The 20,075-nt window shown below is 45.2% G+C and carries 16 protein-coding genes; 14 read left to right on the plus strand and 2 right to left on the minus strand.

Features of this window, described 5'->3' with window-relative positions; all coding sequences use genetic code 11:
* The first annotated feature begins 47 nt into the window (after positions 1–47).
* The 12 genes from OPS25_RS03385 (at position 48) to tilS (ending at position 15,531) form a co-directional block, all read left to right on the plus strand.
* A complete protein-coding gene (locus tag OPS25_RS03385; protein ID WP_265616254.1) occupies positions 48–911 on the plus strand; it encodes a phosphatidate cytidylyltransferase in 864 nt (287 codons plus the stop codon).
* The gene (gene ispC / locus OPS25_RS03390) at positions 911–2,095 is read left to right on the plus strand and encodes a 1-deoxy-D-xylulose-5-phosphate reductoisomerase (RefSeq protein ID WP_265616255.1); all 1,185 of its coding nucleotides are present in this window, start codon (positions 911–913) and stop codon (positions 2,093–2,095) included. The genes OPS25_RS03385 and ispC overlap by 1 nt, the downstream gene beginning before the upstream one ends.
* Positions 2,095–3,447, plus strand: a complete 1,353-nt coding sequence (gene rseP / locus OPS25_RS03395; RefSeq protein WP_265616256.1) for a sigma E protease regulator RseP — start codon at positions 2,095–2,097, stop codon at positions 3,445–3,447. Before ispC ends, rseP begins: the two co-directional genes overlap by 1 nt.
* Before the next feature lie 82 nt (positions 3,448–3,529).
* Positions 3,530–6,004, plus strand: coding sequence for an outer membrane protein assembly factor BamA (gene bamA, locus OPS25_RS03400; RefSeq protein WP_265616257.1), 2,475 nt, complete (start codon positions 3,530–3,532; stop codon positions 6,002–6,004).
* 43 nt (positions 6,005–6,047) lie between these two features.
* Positions 6,048–6,563, plus strand: coding sequence for an OmpH family outer membrane protein (locus OPS25_RS03405; protein ID WP_265616258.1), 516 nt, complete (start codon positions 6,048–6,050; stop codon positions 6,561–6,563).
* A 180-nt stretch (positions 6,564–6,743) separates the two neighbouring features.
* Positions 6,744–7,193 carry a 3-hydroxyacyl-ACP dehydratase FabZ gene (fabZ, locus tag OPS25_RS03410; protein WP_265616259.1) on the plus strand — a complete coding sequence of 150 codons (450 nt, stop codon included), beginning with the start codon at positions 6,744–6,746 and terminating at the stop codon, positions 7,191–7,193.
* A gap of 1 nt (position 7,194) precedes the next feature.
* On the plus strand, positions 7,195–7,962 hold the full coding sequence (lpxA, locus tag OPS25_RS03415) for an acyl-ACP--UDP-N-acetylglucosamine O-acyltransferase (RefSeq protein ID WP_265616260.1): 768 nt from the start codon (positions 7,195–7,197) through the stop codon (positions 7,960–7,962).
* Between the two features lie 6 nt (positions 7,963–7,968).
* Positions 7,969–9,120, plus strand: a complete 1,152-nt coding sequence (gene lpxB / locus OPS25_RS03420; protein WP_265616261.1) for a lipid-A-disaccharide synthase — start codon at positions 7,969–7,971, stop codon at positions 9,118–9,120.
* Complete coding sequence (gene rnhB, locus OPS25_RS03425) at positions 9,113–9,694, plus strand: ribonuclease HII (protein ID WP_265616262.1); 582 nt, start codon at positions 9,113–9,115, stop codon at positions 9,692–9,694. The genes lpxB and rnhB overlap by 8 nt, the downstream gene beginning before the upstream one ends.
* 10 nt (positions 9,695–9,704) lie before the next feature.
* Positions 9,705–13,169 carry a DNA polymerase III subunit alpha gene (gene dnaE / locus OPS25_RS03430; RefSeq protein WP_265616263.1) on the plus strand — a complete coding sequence of 1,155 codons (3,465 nt, stop codon included), beginning with the start codon at positions 9,705–9,707 and terminating at the stop codon, positions 13,167–13,169.
* 33 nt (positions 13,170–13,202) lie between these two features.
* The gene (accA, locus tag OPS25_RS03435; protein ID WP_265616264.1) at positions 13,203–14,159 is read left to right on the plus strand and encodes an acetyl-CoA carboxylase carboxyl transferase subunit alpha; all 957 of its coding nucleotides are present in this window, start codon (positions 13,203–13,205) and stop codon (positions 14,157–14,159) included.
* Positions 14,160–14,193: 34 nt separating this feature from the next.
* Entirely contained in the window at positions 14,194–15,531 is a 1,338-nt protein-coding gene (tilS, locus tag OPS25_RS03440; RefSeq protein ID WP_265616265.1) for a tRNA lysidine(34) synthetase TilS, read from the plus strand.
* 35 nt (positions 15,532–15,566) lie between these two features.
* On the opposite strand, the gene OPS25_RS03445 is transcribed toward tilS, so the two are convergent.
* Positions 15,567–16,472: a GGDEF domain-containing protein gene (locus OPS25_RS03445; protein WP_265616266.1), complete on the minus strand. Its 906-nt coding sequence runs from the start codon at positions 16,470–16,472 to the stop codon at positions 15,567–15,569.
* Positions 16,473–16,632: 160 nt separating this feature from the next.
* On the opposite strand from OPS25_RS03445, the gene OPS25_RS03450 reads away from it, so the two are divergent.
* Positions 16,633–18,603 (plus strand): monovalent cation:proton antiporter family protein, encoded by a 1,971-nt coding sequence (locus tag OPS25_RS03450; RefSeq protein ID WP_265616656.1) that lies wholly within the window; start codon positions 16,633–16,635, stop codon positions 18,601–18,603.
* Between the two features lie 511 nt (positions 18,604–19,114).
* Here the strand turns inward: OPS25_RS03450 and OPS25_RS03455 are convergent.
* Positions 19,115–19,339, minus strand: coding sequence for a hypothetical protein (locus OPS25_RS03455; RefSeq protein WP_407080213.1), 225 nt, complete (start codon positions 19,337–19,339; stop codon positions 19,115–19,117).
* 214 nt (positions 19,340–19,553) lie between these two features.
* Here OPS25_RS03455 and tadA point away from each other — a divergent pair, with 214 nt between their 5' ends.
* Positions 19,554–20,066, plus strand: a complete 513-nt coding sequence (tadA, locus tag OPS25_RS03460) for a tRNA adenosine(34) deaminase TadA (RefSeq protein WP_265616268.1) — start codon at positions 19,554–19,556, stop codon at positions 20,064–20,066.
* The last annotated feature ends 9 nt before the right edge of the window (positions 20,067–20,075 follow it).

Here is a 20,075-nt window from a genome sequence, read left to right on the forward strand (position 1 = left end):
ACATAACCAAGGACAGTTCTCACTCTGACGAATCTGAAACCCTAATCATGCTTAAACAAAGAATAGTAACGGCGTTAATTCTGGCCCCACTGGCACTTATTGCCATCCTGTTTTTACCCATCTGGTGGTTCGAAATAGTGATTGCTGCGGTGGTCGGGTTGGGTGGATATGAGTGGGCGAACATGTCGGGCATTAAGGAACGTCCTAAAAAGCTGCTTTTCATGGTAGCAATGTTTCTTTCTTGCATGGTATTAGCAATGGTGGTGGATAATAGTTTGATCTGGCATCAGGGCCAACTGCATGGCCTGTATCAGTTTATCCTGTTTATTGCCGTTATCTGGTGGGCGTTTTCTCTGGCCATGATCTCTGCTTACCCACGTTATTCCAGTTATTGGCGAAAAAGTGTAAAGCTACGTAGTGTATTTGGTTTTTTAACCCTAATTCCAACCTGGGTAGGGGTTGTTTCGTTACGTACAAGTTTGTTTGATATTGATCCGCTCTATGGCGCCTCTCTCATATTCTATGTGTTAGGTATTGTATGGGCAGCGGATATTGGCGCTTTTTTCGTCGGGGTCAAATTTGGCCGTCACAAATTACGTCCCAATGTTTCACCAGGTAAAACATTTGAAGGTCTGATTGGCGGAGTTGCCGCATCTTTAGCCATTATAGCGTTTGCTGCATTACATTATCAGGTTGAGCCTTCACGTATCTGGCTGCATTTACTAATCGGCGGGATTACCGTGGGTGTATCTGCGTTAGGTGATTTAAACGAGAGTATGCTGAAACGTTGTGAGGGGATAAAAGACAGTGGTCGAATATTGCCTGGTCATGGTGGCATTCTTGATCGCATCGATAGTTTGACGGCAGCGTTTCCCGTATTCGCATTCTGCTATGTCATGTGGATGGCGTAATGCAGACAATTACTATACTTGGCGCCACGGGTTCTATTGGTGTAAGTACACTTGATGTCATTCAACGTCACCCGGATAAATACCGGGTCTTTGCTTTAACAGGGCATACTCAGATTGAAAAGCTGTTAAACCAGGCGCAGTCGTGTGCAGCCCGATATGTGGTGATTTCCGATGAATCAGCATATCAAAAGGCCGTGGAATACGCAGCAACGCTAAGTGAATTTCATTCAGAGATCCTCTGCGGTAGTCAGGCGCTAGAAGATGTCGCCAGTGCCTCAGAGGTTGATGCCGTAATGGCGGCTATCGTAGGGGCAGCCGGCTTGATGCCAACCCTTGCCGCAGTGCGTGCAGGTAAAAAAGTACTGTTAGCAAACAAAGAAGCATTGGTGATGTCAGGTGCTCTGTTTATCGAAGCTGCGAAACAGTCCAACGCGACTATACTGCCGATTGACAGCGAGCATAATGCGATCTTCCAATGTCTTCCTCATAATTATGAATACGGGAATTTTGCAGCTTCAGGTATTCACAGTATTTTGCTGACGGGATCCGGTGGCGCGTTTAGAACCCGGGAATTATCCACCTTTGCAGATATTACCGTTGATGAAGCATGTTCGCATCCCAACTGGGATATGGGCCGTAAAATCACCGTAGATTCGGCCACCATGATGAATAAAGGGTTGGAGTTTATTGAAGCTTGCTGGTTGTTTGGTGCCAAACCAAACGACATATCAGTGGTAATTCATCCCCAAAGTACTATCCATTCTATGGTGCAATATATTGATGGATCTGTTATTGCCCAATTAGGAAATCCCGACATGCGAACGCCAATAGCACACGGCATGGCGTTTCCCACAAGAATTGAGGCGGGGGTAGATTACTTGGATTTTGCCACTGTCGCTTCCTTCGATTTTGATACGCCCTGTTTTGAACGTTATCCGTGCCTGAAACTGGCGATTGATGCCTGTGCAGACGGGCAGTGTGCAACCACCCGTTTAAATGCCGCCAACGAAGTAGCAGTTGAAGCTTTCCTCAAAAAACGGATAAAATTCACCCAGATCAGTCAAGTAAACGAAGAAACGTTAAATTTGTTGGAACCAATCAGGGTTTCTTCACTCCAACAGATTCTGGAGCAAGACAGACGCGCACGGGAAGTTGCCCACGAAGTTATCAGAGGTTTGAGTTAGTGTTCGCATTTTTATGGAGCCTGGGGGCGTTTATCGTCGCACTGGGTATTTTAGTCGCCGTGCACGAGTGGGGACATTTTTATGTCGCCCGACGTTGCGGGGTGAAAGTCGAACGGTTCTCCATCGGATTTGGTAAGCCGCTCTGGCGTCGTCTTGGTAAAGATGGCACTGAATATGTTATCGCCGCTATTCCCTTAGGCGGCTATGTCAGAATGCTTGATGAAAGAGTGGATCAAGTAAAAGCTGAAGATCGTCATCGCGCTTTCAATAACCAATCACTGGGCCGACGTATGGCAATTATCGCCGCCGGTCCAGGTGTCAATTTTCTGTTTGCAATTCTTGCCTTATGGTTGATGTATTCAATTGGTATAGAGACCGTCAAACCCGTTGTGGGCGAAATTCAGCCTAGCAGTATTGCTGCCGAAGGCAATTTGGAAGCAGGCGATACCATCCTTGCTGTCGGCAATAAACCAACCTCAGATTGGGAGTCAGTCAATCTGGAATTGGTTTCATTTATAGGCGATGAGCAACTTCCTCTTCAAGTGAGGAAAGTTTCCGGCTCACTTCGCCAACTCACTTTGGACATAAGCCATTGGCAATTTGATCCCGACAAGGAATCTGCGTTGGGTAGCCTGGGATTTACCCCATTCAGGCCCGAACCTACGCTTACGATTGGTATGGTAGGTGAGGGAAGCCCTGCCGACGAAGCTAATATTCAGGTTGGCGATGTGGTAAAAGCGGTAAATGGCAAGGCGGTTGACCGCTGGGAGGACGTGGTGGCCATTATCCAGGAACGTCCTGGAGAGACCTCTCAAATTGATATCGTTCGTGAGAATAACGACGTAGAGGTGCAAGTTAAAATAGGTCAACGCGAATCCGCTGAGGGGTTACAGGGATATTTAGGCGTAAGCCCAGAGTTCTCCCCCTGGCCAGAAGGGTATGTTTTTACTCATCATTACGGTCCTATCGACGGATTTATTAAAGCAACAGATAAAACCTGGCGCCTGGTTACGTTAAGTGTCCAGATGATTGGCAAACTGGTAACCGGTGACGTGTCCGTTAAAAGTTTGAGTGGACCCATTTCAATCGCGCAAGGGGCTGGAGTCAGCGCTGGGTACGGTTTGGTTTATTTCTTGAGTTTCCTTGCGTTGATAAGTGTCAATTTAGGCATTATCAACCTACTTCCCTTGCCAATGCTGGATGGTGGTCATTTAATGTATTATATGATTGAACTAATTACCGGCAAACCTGTCCCTGAAAAGGTGCAGGAGTGGGGATTTCGAATCGGTGGTATGTTATTGTTCACCATAATGAGTATCGCCATATTTAATGATATAAGCCGTATCACCTGATGAGTAAAAAGTACCAGGTAAAACAGTAACCAGCTCTCTTAGGTGCGCAAATCAGCAAACACGGCCAGGAAAATAAAAATAGATGAAGTTAAAACAGTTAGTAGCAGCCGGAATCCTTTTATCCAGTGCTAGCTTTGCCAACGCTCAGACAACGGACAGTGAATTTGTTGTTGAAGATATTCGAGTTGAAGGTTTACAACGTGTAGCCTTAGGTGCTGCACTTACTTATATTCCTATTCAAGTGGGAGATCAGCTGAACAACTTTCGGGTAACCCAGCTGATCCGCTCTCTATACTCCTCCACTCACTTTGAACGCATTGCCGTCGCAAGAGAAGGTAATACTCTGGTAGTGCGCGTTTCTGAGCGTCCTACTATCAGCACTATTACCTTTGATGGAAACGATGATATTAAAGACGAACAGTTGCAGGAAAGCCTGGATGGGAATGGAATACGTGTCGGTGAACCCCTCGATAAAACTGTCTTAGTATCAATAGAAAATGGCCTGAAAGACTTTTTCTACAGCATCGGCAAATATAACGCTGAAGTTGATGCAATTGTAACGCCTCTTCCCCGTAATCGTGTCGATTTGAAATTTTCGTTTGAGGAGGGGGACGCCGCTGAAATCCAGCAGATTAACGTGGTGGGCAATACCCTCTTTACCGATGCAGAATTGTTTGAAAATTGGGAATTACAGTTTGATACTCCGTGGTGGGATTTTTTATCTGAAACCCGTTACCAGCAACAAACCCTGCAAGGCGATATGGAGTCATTGCGTAATTACTACCTGGACCGCGGTTACCTTCGTTTCAATGTAGATTCCACGCAAGTTTCGATGACCCCAGAAAAAGATGGTATCTATGTGACATTAAACGTGTCTGAAGGAGAGCAATATACCATCTCTGACGTCGAGCTGGTGGGAGATGTACTTGGTCACGAAGAATATATTATGCAGGTACTCCCGCTCACTTCTGGTGAATTGTACAACCAGGCTGAAGTGACTTATACAGAAGAGTTTATCAGCAAGTATCTAGGGCGCTTTGGATATGCCTACCCAACCGTAAGAACCGTTCCAGAAATCAACGATGAAGACAAAACGGTAAAATTAACCCTGTCCGTGGATCCTGGAAAACGAATTTACGTAAGACGCATTAATTTTAATGGAAACTCGGTGACGTCAGATGAAGTGCTTAGACAAAAAGTGGTACAAATGGAAGGGACCTGGTTGTCCAATGCTACATTAGAATCGTCTAAAAATGCGCTTTCACGGCTAACTTACATGGAAGACGTGGAATTTGAAACCATTCGTATTCCGGGGCAGGACGATATGGTGGATGTGAACTTTAATGTCAAAGAACAGCCCTCAGGTTCATTTACTGCAGGTATTGGCTATGGCGACAGAACTAAGTTGAGCCTCCAGGCGGGTATCCAGCAGGATAACTTTTTAGGTACCGGTAAGCGTCTGGGCTTTAATATCAGTACGGTTTCCTATCAACGTTCCGCACAAGTCACTTATAACGACCCTTATTTTACCATTGATGGGATCAGCCTTGGTGGTAGCGTTAGTTATAGTGAGTTTGATGGATCGGACTTCAACGTGATTCGATACAATTCCAAGCAATGGTCTGTAGGCGCAAATATTGGCTATCCAATTAACGAATTTAATCGGATTAATTTTGGCCTAACCTACTCAGACGTTGAGTTATACAACAGAGGCTATTACGAGCAAACTGAAAAGTTTTATAGACAATTCACCTCTGACAGTGATCCTGATGCAGCGGTAGAATATGACAGTGTCTTGGCTAGTGTTAGTTGGAGCAGAAATACGCTAAACAGAGGGTTGTTCCCCACAGCAGGTTCCTCACAACAGGCATCTTTCTCGATCACCACGCCTGATTCAGACGTGAATTATTTTAAAACTATTTTCGATACCAAGTTTTATTTCCCGCTCACGCGAAATCAAAGATGGTCGGTGCTAACCCGACTTCGCTTAGGGTATGGTAACGGATATGGTGATATTAATGGTAACGATCAGATTCTGCCATTTACACAAAACTTTACCGCAGGTGGTTCGGATACATTACGCGGTTTCGAAAATAATACGGTTGGCCCACGCGGTATAGCGAGAATTTCATCAGTCTCTACACAAGGTCCCGACGGCACACCTTATCCTGCTGACCCGATGTCAGACACTATCTCTATTTCCCGTCGTAGTCTGGGGGGAAATGCCATGGCCCTGGGCGGATTGGAATTGATTGTGCCGACACCCTTTGTAGAAGAGAGCATGGATAATTCTGTACGCACAAGTTTGTTCGTAGATGTGGGAAATGTGTGGGATACAGAGTTTGATTATAACGAATTCAAATCCTTGCAGCAGGACCCTAGAGGCGGTTCTTTATTAGACTATTCTGACTGGAAACTGTATCGTAGTTCCGCTGGAATTTCGGTACAATGGATTTCACCTATGGGTCCAATGGTATTTAGTTTCTCTCGTGCGTTAACTGAACGTGACGGTGATGATGCGAAATTCTTTACATTTAATATTGGACAAACATTTTAATAATTTCGGTCCATACCGGTAAACAACAAGAAAGGAGTTTCTTTTGAAACAGTTGGCAAAACATATCGTAGCGACAGCGATGTTTGGTAGTGCGCTTATTAGTACGTCGGCCATGGCTGAGCAAAAAATTGGTTTGGTAGATGTGCAAGGTGTGTTTCAGGCAATGCCTCAGGCGGCTGAAATCGCTAATAAGATCCAAATAGAATTTAAAGATCAGATTGACGCAGTCAATCAACTACAAAAAGATGGCCAGTTCTTCGCTGAGAGATTACAGCGTGATGCTGCCACCATGAGTGAGCAGGAAAAGAAAGAACTGCAAGACAAAATAATGGGCGTTAGAGAAAAGTTGACTGAGAAGGCTCAGCCTTTACAACAGGATATTCAGCGCCGTCAGAACGAAGAACGCAATAAGTTAATTGCGTTGATCAAGCAAGCGATCGACAAGGTAGCTGCACAGGGCGATTACGACCTGGTCCTTACATCTGGGGCAGTGGCTTATTCAAAAGAAGAGCATGACTTATCAGAACAAGTATTAGAACAGGTTAAGAAAACCAACTAATTTGGTTCGTTAGCACCTGTTAGATGTGCTAAATTCTTCGCAAAAACATCAGACCAATATTTCTTTCGTTGGTCTGATTTGTTTTTAACGATGAAAAGCGTATGGTTGCCGCGCTTATAACATTAACGGCAATCTGCTTCGCCATGTGGGCTGAAGCAGGGTGTGGCATAGGAGAAACTTTTGGCCAATTCACTCAATACGATCGATATTCAGGAAATTCTCGATCTATTACCCCATCGATACCCTTTTTTGCTTGTTGATCGCGTAACCGATTATGTTACCGGCGAATCAATTAAAGCGTATAAAAATATAACTATTAATGAACCATGTTTTATGGGGCACTTCCCTGGTCAACCTATTTTTCCTGGCGTGTTAATACTCGAAGCTATGGCTCAGGCGGCAGGCGTGTTAGGCTTTAAAACCATGGGCAAAAGCGACAAGTTGTACTTATATGCCGGAATAGATAACGCTCGTTTCAAGCGCCCGGTGGTACCCGGGGACCGCCTGGAATTTGATGTTGAGCTTGTCAAAGAGAAGCGTGGTATTTGGAAATTCAGAGGCAAAGCGAGTGTAGACGGCGAAGATGCCTGCATCGCAGAGTTTATGTGTGCAATGAGAGAGATGAAATAACGTGATCCACCAAACCGCTGTCATTTCAGACAAAGCGAAGATTGGAAAAAATGTAAAGGTCGGCCCTTTTTCTTATATCGGCGACAACGTTACGCTTGGCGATGACTGTGTACTCGAATCGCATGTTGTAATAAAAGGCGAAACGACAATAGGTCAGAAGAACCATTTTTATCAATTCGCGTCCATTGGTGAAGATTGTCAGGATAAGAAATATGCTGGCGAACCTACCAGGTTAGTTATCGGCGATAACAATATATTTCGTGAAGGCTGTACGGTACATCGCGGTACCGTTCAAGATCAGAGTCTTACAAAAATTGGTTGCCATAATTTGATCATGGTTAATGCACACATTGCCCATGATTGTATTTTAGGTGACAACATTATTATCGCCAATAACGTAGCGGTTGCCGGACATGTTCATATTGGTGACTTTGCCATTCTGGGAGGCGCCTGCGGAATTCACCAATTTTGTAAAGTTGGCGCTCATGCCTTTGTAGGTGCGGGTGCAATTATTCTTCGCGATATACCGCCATTTGTCATGGTGGGTCATCAAGCTGTTCCACAGGGGATTAATTCTGAAGGTTTGCGCCGCCGAGGATTTTCCAGTGAGGCGATCATGGCCATCAAACGTGCATATAAAGCGCTTTACAGAAACAATAATACCCTGGCTGAAGCGTTGCAGATAATCAAAGCCAGTGCTCAGAGCCAAACTGAACTCCAACCTCTTGTATCTTTCATTGAAAATACTGAACGCGGTATCATTCGTTAAGCACTCATGAAGACCACTCCCGTTCGAATTGGAATTGTCGCCGGCGAACCTTCCGGTGATGTACTCGCAGCAGGGCTGATTCGGGAATTAAAAGTGCTCTTCCCCGATGCCATCATAGAGGGTATCGGTGGGGATAATATGCAGGCTGAAGGCTGCCATTCACTTTTTGAAATGGAAACGCTTTCAGTGATGGGCTTAACCGAAGTGCTAGCGCACCTCCCTGCTATTCTAAAAGTTAAAAAGCAATTAGTGGAACACTTTCTTAAGCATCCTCCTGATGTATACATTGGGGTGGATGCACCTGATTTTAATCTGCGTGTGGAGACGGCGTTAAAACAACGCGGAATTAAGACCGTACATTATGTAAGTCCGACGGTTTGGGCTTGGCGGGAAAAACGCATTCACAAAATTGCTAAGGCGACTAACCGGGTATTGGGGCTGTTTCCATTCGAACACCTGGTTTACGATCGTTACAACGTCCCGTATTCTTTTGTCGGCCATACCATGGCAGATGCTATACCCCTCAAACCAGATAGACAGGCAGCCCGCGCAAAGCTCAAGCTGGCGGATGACCTTACTATGATAGCCGTGTTACCTGGCTCTCGTGGGGGGGAAGTCAAAACTTTGTTACCCAGTTTTACCGCCACTATAAAGAGAGTACTTTCCAGTAAGCCAGAGACCGTATTTTTTATTCCGGCAGTAAACCAACGACGATTTGATCAGATAAGCGAATTTTTACACATTCACGCGCCAGAGTTAATGGATACGTCAATTCATCTAGTGCAAGGTCATGCAAGAGATGTGATGATTGCAAGTAATGCGATTTTACTTGCCTCTGGCACCGCCACATTGGAGGCGATGTTATGTAAGCGTCCTATGGTCGCAGCCTATAAATTGGCTCCACTGACGTACCGCATCATGCAAAAAATCTACAAGGCTAAGTACTTCAGCTTACCCAATTTACTTGCGGATGAGCGTATCATTCCGGAATTATTACAAAGTGAAGTGAACGCAAATAATATGGCCCGCTATCTCCTGCATTTCCTGGAACAAGATAATTCACAACTGGTCGAGAAATTTACGCTGTTGCATCAGAAGCTAAAACAAGATGCGGATAAACAGGCGGCTCAGGCTATAGTCGAGGTGATGAATGAGTAAACTGATCGCCGGGGTTGATGAAGTTGGCCGCGGCCCATTGATTGGCGATGTAGTGACGGCAGCTGTCATTTTAGATCCAGCAAAACCCATTGCAGGGCTCACCGATTCTAAAAAGTTGTCCGCCAAGAAAAGAGAGGGGTATGCAGAACTTATTAAGCAAAATGCTATCGCTTGGGCAATTGGCAGGGCAAGTCCTGAAGAAATTGATTCACTCAATATTCTGCACGCAACTCTGTTAGCAATGGCACGGGCCGTGGATAATCTCATTATCAAACCAACGTTTGTCAGAGTGGATGGTAATCGTATCCCCCAGTGGACCTATGCTGCTGAAGCTGTGGTGAAGGGGGACTCATTACATGCGGAAATTTCAGCAGCTTCCATCTTGGCAAAAGTCACCAGAGATGACGATATGCTAGCGTTACACGAGCGATATCCTCAATATGGTTTTGACGGTCACAAGGGGTATCCAACCCAAGCACATTTTGCTGCTTTAGCAAAGCATGGCGTGTTACCCATGCATAGAAAAAGTTTTAAACCAGTGCAGGCACACCTTACTGCATGTATTGAGAAGTAAGGGTTACTCTATGACATCTCCATTTATCCATTTACGTGTTCACAGTGACTTTTCCATGATGGATGGGCTTAACAAAGTTAAACCCATTCTGGAAAAAGTATCGGCTATGAACATGCCAGCCGTGGCTATTACCGACCAAATGAATATGTGCGGTTTGGTCAAGTATTATTCCGAAGCGCATAGTCGCGGCATCAAACCGATAATTGGCACAGATTTCTGGGTGATTAGTGAAGAGTTTGCGACGGAACCTTTTCGTTTAACCCTGCTGGCTATGAACAATGAAGGGTACAAAAATATAACCCTTCTTATTTCAAAAGCCTATTCTCGAGGGTATGTATGCCATCGGCCTGCTATCGATCAAGCATGGCTCGCCGAGCATGCAGAAGGCATTATCGTTTTATCTGGAGCATCTCATGGAGATGTGGGTGTTGCCCTGACGAAAAATAACGCCAAACTGCTTGAGCAATCTATAAGTTTTTATCAGACCCACTTCCCCGACCGGTTTTATCTTGAACTTATTCGCACTGGAAGAAGTGGTGAGGAAGACTACCTGCATTTAGCGGTGGAACTGGCCGAACAACGTGGTTTGCCTGTCGTTGCCACCAACGAAGTGTGCTTTATCGAACCTGAAGGGTTTGAGGCACATGAAATTCGAGTGTGTATCCACGACGGCTTTACCTTAGATGATAATCGTCGGCCGAAAAAATACAGTGAACAGCAGTATTTACGTTCACCCGAAGAGATGCTGGAACTGTTCGAAGACATTCCAGAGGCGATAGAAAATACGGTAGAGATAGCTAAACGATGTAATGTAACCGTACGCCTCGGCGAATATTTCTTACCGCAGTTTCCGACCGGTGGCATGACCACCGAAGACTTTTTAGTAAAAAAAGCAGAAGAAGGGCTGGAGGAACGTCTTGCATTCTTGTTTCCTGACGAAGAAGAACGGGCAGCGAAACGTGGCGACTACGACGAGCGTTTAAAAATTGAATTAGACGTAATAAACCAAATGGGATTCCCAGGATACTTCCTTATCGTAATGGAATTTATCCAATGGAGTAAGGACAATGGTATCCCTGTAGGACCCGGCCGAGGATCCGGTGCGGGCTCATTGGTCGCCTATGCGTTAAGCATTACTGATCTGGATCCGTTGGAATTCGATCTGCTTTTCGAAAGGTTTCTTAACCCTGAACGTGTCTCAATGCCCGATTTCGACGTCGATTTTTGCATGGATCGTCGAGATGAAGTCATTGACCACGTAGCTGACCTATATGGCCGGCAAGCGGTCTCGCAAATTATCACTTTTGGTACGATGGCTGCGAAGGCTGTGGTGCGGGACGTAGGGCGTGTGCTAGGGCACCCCTATGGTTTTGTAGATAGAATTTCCAAATTAATTCCTTCTGATCCTGGCATGACACTTAAAAAAGCGTTTGAAGTCGAACCACGATTGCCTGAGCTTTATAACGACGATGAGGAAGTAAAAGACCTTATCGATATGGCTCGGATTCTGGAGGGCGTCACCCGAAATGCCGGAAAACATGCGGGAGGCGTGGTTATTGCGCCGACTACCATAACCGACTTTGCACCGCTTTATTGTGACGATGAAGGTAAAAATCCTGTCACCCAGTTCGATAAAAACGATGTTGAAACGGCAGGCTTAGTCAAATTCGACTTTCTTGGATTAAGAACCCTTACGATCATACAGTGGGCTATCGATATGATCGCCGCAGGTAAGGGTAAAGAAATCGACATCACTGCCATCCCGCTAGTGGATAAACGTAGCTTTAAAATGCTGCAAAATGCAGAGACAACGGCGGTGTTTCAGCTTGAATCACGAGGTATGAAGGAGCTCATCAAGCGCCTCAAACCTGATTGTTTTGAAGATATCATTGCTCTGGTAGCTCTTTTTCGACCCGGTCCGCTTCAGTCAGGCATGGTAGATAACTTTATCGATCGAAAACACGGTCGCGAAGAGATTTCTTATCCCGATGCGGATTACCAACATGAATGCCTCAAGGAAATTTTGAACCCAACTTACGGCATTATCCTGTACCAGGAACAGGTTATGCAAATTGCCCAGGAAATGGCAGGTTATTCACTGGGTGGTGCCGACTTGCTTCGTCGGGCGATGGGTAAGAAAAAACCTGAGGAAATGGCAAAACAGCGGGCCGTATTTAAAGAAGGTTCGAAAGAAAATAATATCGATCCTGACTTAGCGATGAAGATCTTTGACCTGGTAGAGAAGTTTGCCGGCTACGGATTTAACAAATCGCATTCTGCTGCTTACGCGCTAGTGTCTTACCAAACCCTTTGGCTTAAAGCACACTATCCAGCTGAGTTTATGGCAGCGGTTATGTCCGCTGACATGGACAATACGGATAAGATTGTTACGCTGGTAGATGAAGTTAACCGTATGGGGTTAAAAATTCTGCCTCCTGATCTTAATACAGGCCTATACAAGTTCACTGTCAATACGGATGGCGACATTGTGTATGGTATAGGGGCAATCAAAGGGGTAGGTGAAGGTCCCATCGAAGCCATTATCGAGGCGCGTGAAAACCACGGTAAGTTTACTGATTTGTTTGATTTTTGTGCTAAAGTGGATATCAAACGCGTCAATAAGCGGGTACTTGAAAAATTAGTACTCGCTGGTGCCATGGACAATCTAGGGCCTCATCGCGCTGCTATTATGGCTTCGTTACCAGAGGCGATAGCCGCGGCCGGTCAGCATGCTAAAGCGGAATCGTATGGACAGTCCGACATGTTTGGCCTATTGACAACAGAGCCGGAACAAGTCGCGCAGGCATTTGCAGATGTGCCGCACTGGCCCGAGAAAGTCTGGTTGGAAGGAGAAAAGGACACCCTTGGGCTATATTTAACCGGCCACCCCATCAATCAGTATGCGGATGAAATTCGTCACTATGCAGATGGTCGGTTGGTAGACGCTAAGCCAACCGGCAAAGATCAAATGGCATCGCTGGTTGGACTCGTGCTCAGTGTTAGAGTGATGACCAATAAAAGAGGTCGGCGTTGGGCAATTGTCACGTTAGACGACAAAAGTGCCAGAATGGATGTAAGATTTTTTCCTGATGTATATGAACAATTTGAAAGTATACTGGAAACGGATAGAATTTTGCTGATAAAGGGACAGGTCAGCTTTGATGATTTCTCTGGCGGCAATACAATCACCGCCCGGGATGTGATGGATATAATTCAAGCTCGTGAACAACATGCACGAGCATTGTCCTTAAAAATTGATTTACAGCATTGGCATAATGACCGTATTGGGGCATTGGAGAAGGTTTTACAACCTTTTAAAGGCGGCAGTTGTCCGGTCCAGTTTGATGTCATCCATGCGGATGCTGAGGCAACCGTAGCATGTGGTGCTCAATGGTATGTAACACCAGAAGATCAATTGCTGCACGATCTGAAGCAATACTTGGGTGAAGACGCCGTAGCGCTTAAATATCATTGAGCCTAGCAAAAGGGTAGTAAAAAAGGGTACAGAATGAGTATACAGTTTTTGGATTTTGAGCAGCCTATTGCTGAGTTAGAAGCAAAAATAGAAGAGTTAAGGCTGGTCAATCAAGGCGGTGAGTTCGATATTGGTATCGAAGAGGAAATTAATCGCCTGCGGGGTAAAAGTGCTGATCTGACTAAAAAGATATTTTCCGATCTGGGAGCGTGGCAGATTTCACAGGTGGCCCGTCACCCAATGCGCCCCTACACCCTTGATTATATTAGTAAAGTTTTCGAAGAATTTGATGAGTTGGCGGGCGACCGTGCATACGCAGACGATAAAGCGATTGTGGGTGGCTTGGCGATGCTGGATGAACAGCCAGTTATGATTATTGGTCATCAGAAGGGGCGTGATACTACGGAAAAAATTAAACGTAACTTTGGGATGCCAAAACCGGAAGGCTATCGAAAAGCATTGCGTTTGATGAAAATGGCAGAGCGTTTTAAATTGCCTATCATCACCCTGATTGACACACCCGGAGCGTACCCAGGCGTAGGGGCTGAAGAACGCGGTCAAAGTGAAGCTATCGCCAGAAACCTATTCGAAATGGCTGAACTAGAGGTACCTATCATCTGCACCGTTATTGGTGAAGGTGGCTCAGGTGGTGCCCTGGCTATTGGTGTGGGAGATCGGGTCAATATGTTGCAGTATTCAACTTATTCGGTTATTTCGCCTGAAGGTTGCGCGTCGATTCTGTGGAAAAGCGCTGAAAAAGCACCGTTAGCAGCTGAAGCGATGGGGGTCAGTGCGCCACAAATTAAAGACTTAGGGTTAATTAACACTATCGTTGAAGAGCCGTTAGGCGGCGCCCATCGTGATCACGATGGCATGGCTGCTAACTTAAAAGCAACGCTTAAGCAACAGCTAAGCCAACTTATGAGTTTAGATACGTCCACTTTGATGGAAGAGCGATACCAGCGATTAATGTCATTCGGCTACTGTTAACGGTAGCCATCAGGTAGCGGGGCAGGAGACACGGTTGGATACAATCCGCGCTACAGTTGTAAGTGAACTGCAAACAGCACTTTCAGCAATCACCTCTAAGACTGAGTCTGTGCAATCGTTAGTTATTGCGTTAAGTGGCGGCAAAGACTCAGTTGTCTTATTAGATATTATTTCACGTTTAGTGGATGACACGAAAGGTGGTTCAAATACCTTACCTTCTATATACGCATTCCATGTAAATCACGGCTTAAGCTCAGACGCTGAAGATTGGGAGCAGCACTGCGCCCATATTTGCGCTCATCGGAATATTCCCTTTCAGTCATGCGCTGTCACCATCACACCTAAACCGCGAACCAGCCTGGAAGCGCAAGCCAGAGAACTCAGGTATCAACGGTTGGTTGAATTTACCAAGCAAGTGAAAGGCGCAATCGTAACGGCACATCATTTACATGATCAGATGGAAACCATGTTGTTGCAACTCAAACGCGGTGCTGGCCCGCGAGGATTAGCGTGCATGCAGCTTTTGAGTTACAAAGAGCAAGTACCTATTATCCGACCTATGCTGGCTATTGCGCAGGACGCAGTAAATCAATATGCCAATACGAAAAGGTTAAGTTGGGTTGAAGATGCATCCAATAAGGATGAGCGATATGACCGCAATTTTTTGAGACAGCAAATTATTCCCCAGTTGCAAGCAAGGTGGCCCGCTATTTCCGCAGCTATTGCCCGGAGTGCGCAACATTGCCATGAACAGGCTGTATTACTGGAACAGGTATGCAGGGAAAAACTATGTACCTTGCAAGATGCTGAACGCAGACTGGATGTAGTGGCACTAACTGCGTTAAGTGAAATGTGGCAGAAGCAAATTTTACGTGAATGGCTGCGGCAGTTTTTTCCTCTGTCACCGTCCACTGCAGTGTTAGCGCAGATCCAAACGATGTTAACCGCCAGAGAGGATAGTCAGCCGCTGGTGGAGATGAGTGACTATTCCGTGAGACGTTTTCGAGGGAAACTCTGGTGTGTTAGTCGGTTTTCCCATTTACCCGAACAACTAAGTATTCCAGAGGCCGGGCTTAACTTACCAATGTGGGAGAAAACCCTCTGTGTGAACTGGCCCGATAATACAACTTCAGATCGCGCTCACATTACGTTAGTAACTGGCATGCCCGCTATTAAATTCAGACCGCTAGGAAAGCTGCACAATAAACGGCTTAAAGAGTGGTTAAAAGAATGGGAAGTGCCGCCTTGGGAGCGTATTCAGGTACCTATTATTTTTTTCAAAGAAACGCCGGTGGCAGTGTGTTTACAACATGAGATTTTAGTACTTCAAACGCCGCCTGACATACCACCTTTAGATTTCACCTATAAGTAATATTTTTTATAGTATAGGGGAAAGGTATTGCCACTTTACGCGGCAAGATAAGCATTTTTACCCGTTAGTTTGACCCTGTAAAGCGCTTCATCGGCACGCTTGAAAACAGTTTCTAAATTCTCCTCAGGATGGAAAATCGCACCTCCAATACTGCAGGAAATATTCTTTTGTTGCATAAACTTGCAGTTATTTACTCGTTGATGTAAACGGTTTGCAACTGCTAATAAGTCCGTCGAGGTTTCGCAATCGATCAAGCAACAAAATTCGTCTCCACCAAACCTGAACGCTTCATCTGAATGGCGCAAGGCGTGTGCGATGTGTGAGGCAACTTCCTGAAGTACACGGTCTCCTTCCAAATGACCGTAGTTATCATTCACGGACTTAAAATTATCCAAGTCAATAACTAACAAAGCAAACTGCGAGCGATGGCGATTGCAGCGACTTGAAAGCCGCTTGCTTGCTTCATCGAACCCTGCTCGATTACCAAGACCGGTTAGCGCATCTTTTGTCATCATAAGCTTTAATCGTTCAAACTCTAGCGCATGTTGTAACGGCTTGGCGAAGATTTGGTGCATAGTGGCTAGCGTGTTGCGCTCCTGGCGCTCAAGCTCTTCGTAAAAACTGTATACAGCAAAAATGTTTTCCCCGCTGGTGGTTATCGCGGTATTCACAAATGGAAGGGTGACTATACAAGGCGCACTAATTTTTTCTTGACCAAAACACATAGCTTCTTTAACAGAAGCCAAGTCGATCTTTGCCAAAGGTAAAGCCATACTTAGGTGGCGAAAATAAATGGAGCCTAACGTGTCTAAATCGATAGTTGAAAGCAGCTGTTTCATAAAAGTATTCATATGATGAGCAGAATATGCTGAGCTTGCTTGCGCGAGTGAAACAAAATTGTCCTGACCTGTGCTATCGTAGATAGTATGGGAAAAATCCATGGCTAGGCTCCTGAATATACATCTAAAAAATACTGAGGTTGGTGTTAGTGCTTACTACACTCGTCGAATGGCAAATTTCTGACGATTTTTTACCCTCAGCAGCTGCTAACAGAAGTGTCAGCAAAAACTATGCCTGTTATTTTTAAAAGGGAGTGATGTGTTGGGCGATATATTTGTACAAGTTGTTATTCTTATGATTATTGCCGTACTGAGTGTGGCACTTTTTAGACGGATACACTTACCGCCAATTCTGGCCTATTTGTTTGCGGGCCTCATCGCCGGTCCCGAAATTACCTCCCTTTTTGCCCATCCGGAAGACATGCATTTATTGGCAGAAATAGGCATTGTCTTTCTACTTTTTTCGCTTGGTCTGGAGTTTTCACTTCCCAAGTTGCTTGCCATGCGCAATTTGGTGTTCGGCGTGGGCTTATTGCAAATGCTCTTAACCATGCTGGTTTTCAGTTTAGTTCTATTGTTCTTTAATTTTAGTGTACCTATCGCGTTAATTATTGGAGGAATGTTTGCGCTGAGTTCAACAGCTATTGTTATAAAACAGGTAACTGAGCTAGGCATTTTAAACAATCGCCGTACACAACTTGCTATCAGTATTTTACTATTTCAGGATTTGGCGGTAGTCCCATTTCTTATCGCCATTCCAATTATGGCTTCTAGTGAGCACGTAAGTCTTACTACAGTTCTATTCCAGGCATTACTTAAAGGGGTGTTCGTTGTTGCATTGCTTTTATCCATTGGAAAGTGGGTGCTGCCTTGGATTTTTCGCGAAGTCGCGCGCAGTAGGACAGACGAACTGTTTGTGCTCACTACCATTTTGATAGCCTTACTGGCAGCGGGTTTAACCTACGCTTTTGGCCTGTCTATGGCGTTAGGCGCATTTTTAGCAGGCATGATGCTGGGTGAAAGTCAGTATAAGTACCAACTCGAAGCCGATATCCGTCCCTTTCGCGACATATTAATGGGGTTGTTTTTTGTAACCGTGGGGATGCAGCTAGATTTATCGGTATTGGCTACGCATGGTATATGGATCGTACCAGGCGTATTGGCCTTAATGATAGTAAAAGTGGTGTTAGTACGTTTAGCGACGCGTTTATTCCACTGCGATCCTATTGAGGGCTGGGCGGCAGGTTTTAAGCTCTGCCAAATAGGTGAGTTTAGTTTTGTCATCGCGGCACTGGCGGCCACAGAGGGGGTATTTTCTACTCAACTGTCATCAATTTTAATCAGTATGGGCGTGGTGAGTATGGCGATCACACCGTGGTTAATAAATCATAGTCGTAGTTTGGCTGAAAGACTTGTTGGTATTCCTGAATTTGGTGAGTCTTACGAACAGGAAAGATTCTCTAGTGAAGGAATGCTTAATCACGTGATTATTGTAGGCTTTGGCAGAGTCGGACAGTCGGTCGCCCGTCTATTAAAGATGGAAGCTATTCCCTTTGTGGCGGTTGATATTGATCCGGTGAGAGTACATGAAAGCCGTAACGCTGGCGAACCCATCATGTTTGGTGACGCATGTCAGAAAGATATATTAACAGGGGCAGGACTGGATCAGGCAAAACTACTTTTGATCACCTTTGACTTACCTGACAAAGCCATCTTGCTTATCGATGCTGCAAAAAAACTTAACCCCGATATTGAGGTAATGGTTAGAATAAAACGCGACTACCAGTTAGATGCGCTTTATCAGGCTGGGGCCTCACACGTGGTACCCGAAATGCAGGAAGGAAGTCTGATGCTGATTTCTCAGGTGTTGCATTATGCAGGTGTCCCCATGTCAAGGATCCTCAAGAGGGTACGCGCAGAACGAAAAGGCCGTTACGATCATCTTCATGGATTCTACCCAGGGGAAACCACCGAAATATCCTATGGGACAGAAGATAAACTGGAATTTATTCACGCAATCGTTTTAAACGAACATGCCTCATGCTTGGGAAAATCCCTTGAGGAGCTCAATCTATCCCGTTTAAGGATAAGTGTGAGGGGACTTAGAAGAGAAGGAAAAGAGGCCACTAATCCTGCTGAATCTGAAATTTTACAAAAGGGCGACGTATTAATTATAGCCGGCAAACCAAGACGCGTAGAGCGGGCCGAGCGTTTCTTATTAGAAGGCGGTTAATGCGTCTTGTCGACCCTCCTATGCGCGGGAGAACTCTTTTCGCGCACTTACGATCCCTTTGCATGTCTGCGAGACTCAGTGTTTAACAGATACTCTTTTGGCATCACTATGCCTGGGCGGGGCATAATTACGTTTACCCTCCATAACCAGGATGTAGGGGCCTATTTACATTAATCCCCGCTACAATTTGCTCACTCAGCGCGTGAATTTATTCACTTTCGACAAGCCAGTTATATGAAATTTTAGTGGGTCTAAATCGAACGCGATTGGTGCTGCTAAACGTCCAAAGCGCCGCTGCCAAAGGAAGGTTAAGATGGATATCTATTCCCCGTTACACTGACTCCACGGGTTCTAGCATCCTTCACTTTTCACCAAAGCGCCTTGACTCGTTACCCGCTTCTATCTCTGCGCAGATCCAACATCAATGCGGTTTGACATCTATCATGCGTAAAAATAGTGATAGGGGAACCCTTGTCGCTTAGTGTTTAGTTGGGCAGCAACGCGAGATCGATCACGCCACCTTATCTTTCTCTAAATCATCAAACTGCTTTTTCAAGTCATAGTTACTGTCAGTGACGATTTTTTCTAACACCTCTATGCGTTCTTTAAGCTGGGCGACTTCAGATTCTAACTGTGAAACATCCCTACTGGCTTTTTTTACGTTTTTAGATCGCAACGAGTCTGTTATTGAAACAATTGCCCAGGCTATAATGCCCACAATGGCGATAGCAGTCATATTCATCTTTTTGTCCTTACCAGTTCGATATAATTTGAGTTTAATGTGAATTGAACAAAAATTCTTCTTTTTTGCCTAATTCAGTTGAACTTGAGACAGCAATATACTGGCCAAGGATAAAAAAATCATTATATTCAATAAGGTAGGTATGCTTTAAATATTTTCCTTAAAGGTGAGATCGTTTTTTTCGCCAACTGAGTGGTCAACTTTGCTAATGCATAACGAAATTCATGAACAAGATGTAATGTGGATGCAACATGCTTTGCAACTCGCTGATAAAGCTGAGCAAATGGGAGAGATTCCTGTTGGGGCAGTGGTAGTGACAAACGGAAGTGTTATAGGTGAAGGCTGGAATACTCCCATCACGTCACATGACCCCTCGGCACATGCTGAGATGAACGCGCTGCGCACAGCAGCAAATAAGGTTCAAAATTATCGGGTGATCAACTCCACCTTGTATGTCACCTTGGAACCCTGCCCAATGTGTGCAGGCATGCTGGTGCACGCCCGAATCTCGCGGCTTGTGTTTGGTGCGTATGATTTAAAGACGGGGGCGGCCGGCTCGATTCTCCAGTTACTGCAACATCCTCAGCTTAATCACCAAATAGAGATTACGGGGGGAATATTGGCTGAAGAATGTGGAGACAAACTGTCAGCCTTTTTCAAAAAGCGTCGCGCCCAAATAAAAGCCGCTAAAACAATTAAGAAGCTTTCTCCACCAGAGTAAACAGATCAC

Source organism: Alteromonas aquimaris, assembly GCF_026183695.1.
GTDB lineage: Bacteria > Pseudomonadota > Gammaproteobacteria > Enterobacterales > Alteromonadaceae > Alteromonas > Alteromonas aquimaris.

What these genes read in the sequence shown, in the direction of transcription:
- OPS25_RS03385 (WP_265616254.1), top strand. Translation starts at nt 48, where the DNA reads ATGCTTAAACAAAGAATAGTAACGGCGTTAATTCTGGCCCCACTGGCA.
- ispC (WP_265616255.1), top strand. Translation starts at nt 911, where the DNA reads ATGCAGACAATTACTATACTTGGCGCCACGGGTTCTATTGGTGTAAGT.
- bamA (WP_265616257.1), top strand. Translation starts at nt 3,530, where the DNA reads ATGAAGTTAAAACAGTTAGTAGCAGCCGGAATCCTTTTATCCAGTGCT.
- lpxB (WP_265616261.1), top strand. Translation starts at nt 7,969, where the DNA reads ATGAAGACCACTCCCGTTCGAATTGGAATTGTCGCCGGCGAACCTTCC.
- rnhB (WP_265616262.1), top strand. Translation starts at nt 9,113, where the DNA reads ATGAGTAAACTGATCGCCGGGGTTGATGAAGTTGGCCGCGGCCCATTG.
- dnaE (WP_265616263.1), top strand. Translation starts at nt 9,705, where the DNA reads ATGACATCTCCATTTATCCATTTACGTGTTCACAGTGACTTTTCCATG.
- accA (WP_265616264.1), top strand. Translation starts at nt 13,203, where the DNA reads ATGAGTATACAGTTTTTGGATTTTGAGCAGCCTATTGCTGAGTTAGAA.
- OPS25_RS03445 (WP_265616266.1), bottom strand. Translation starts at nt 16,472, where the DNA reads ATGGATTTTTCCCATACTATCTACGATAGCACAGGTCAGGACAATTTT.
- OPS25_RS03455 (WP_407080213.1), bottom strand. Translation starts at nt 19,339, where the DNA reads ATGACTGCTATCGCCATTGTGGGCATTATAGCCTGGGCAATTGTTTCA.
- tadA (WP_265616268.1), top strand. Translation starts at nt 19,554, where the DNA reads ATGCATAACGAAATTCATGAACAAGATGTAATGTGGATGCAACATGCT.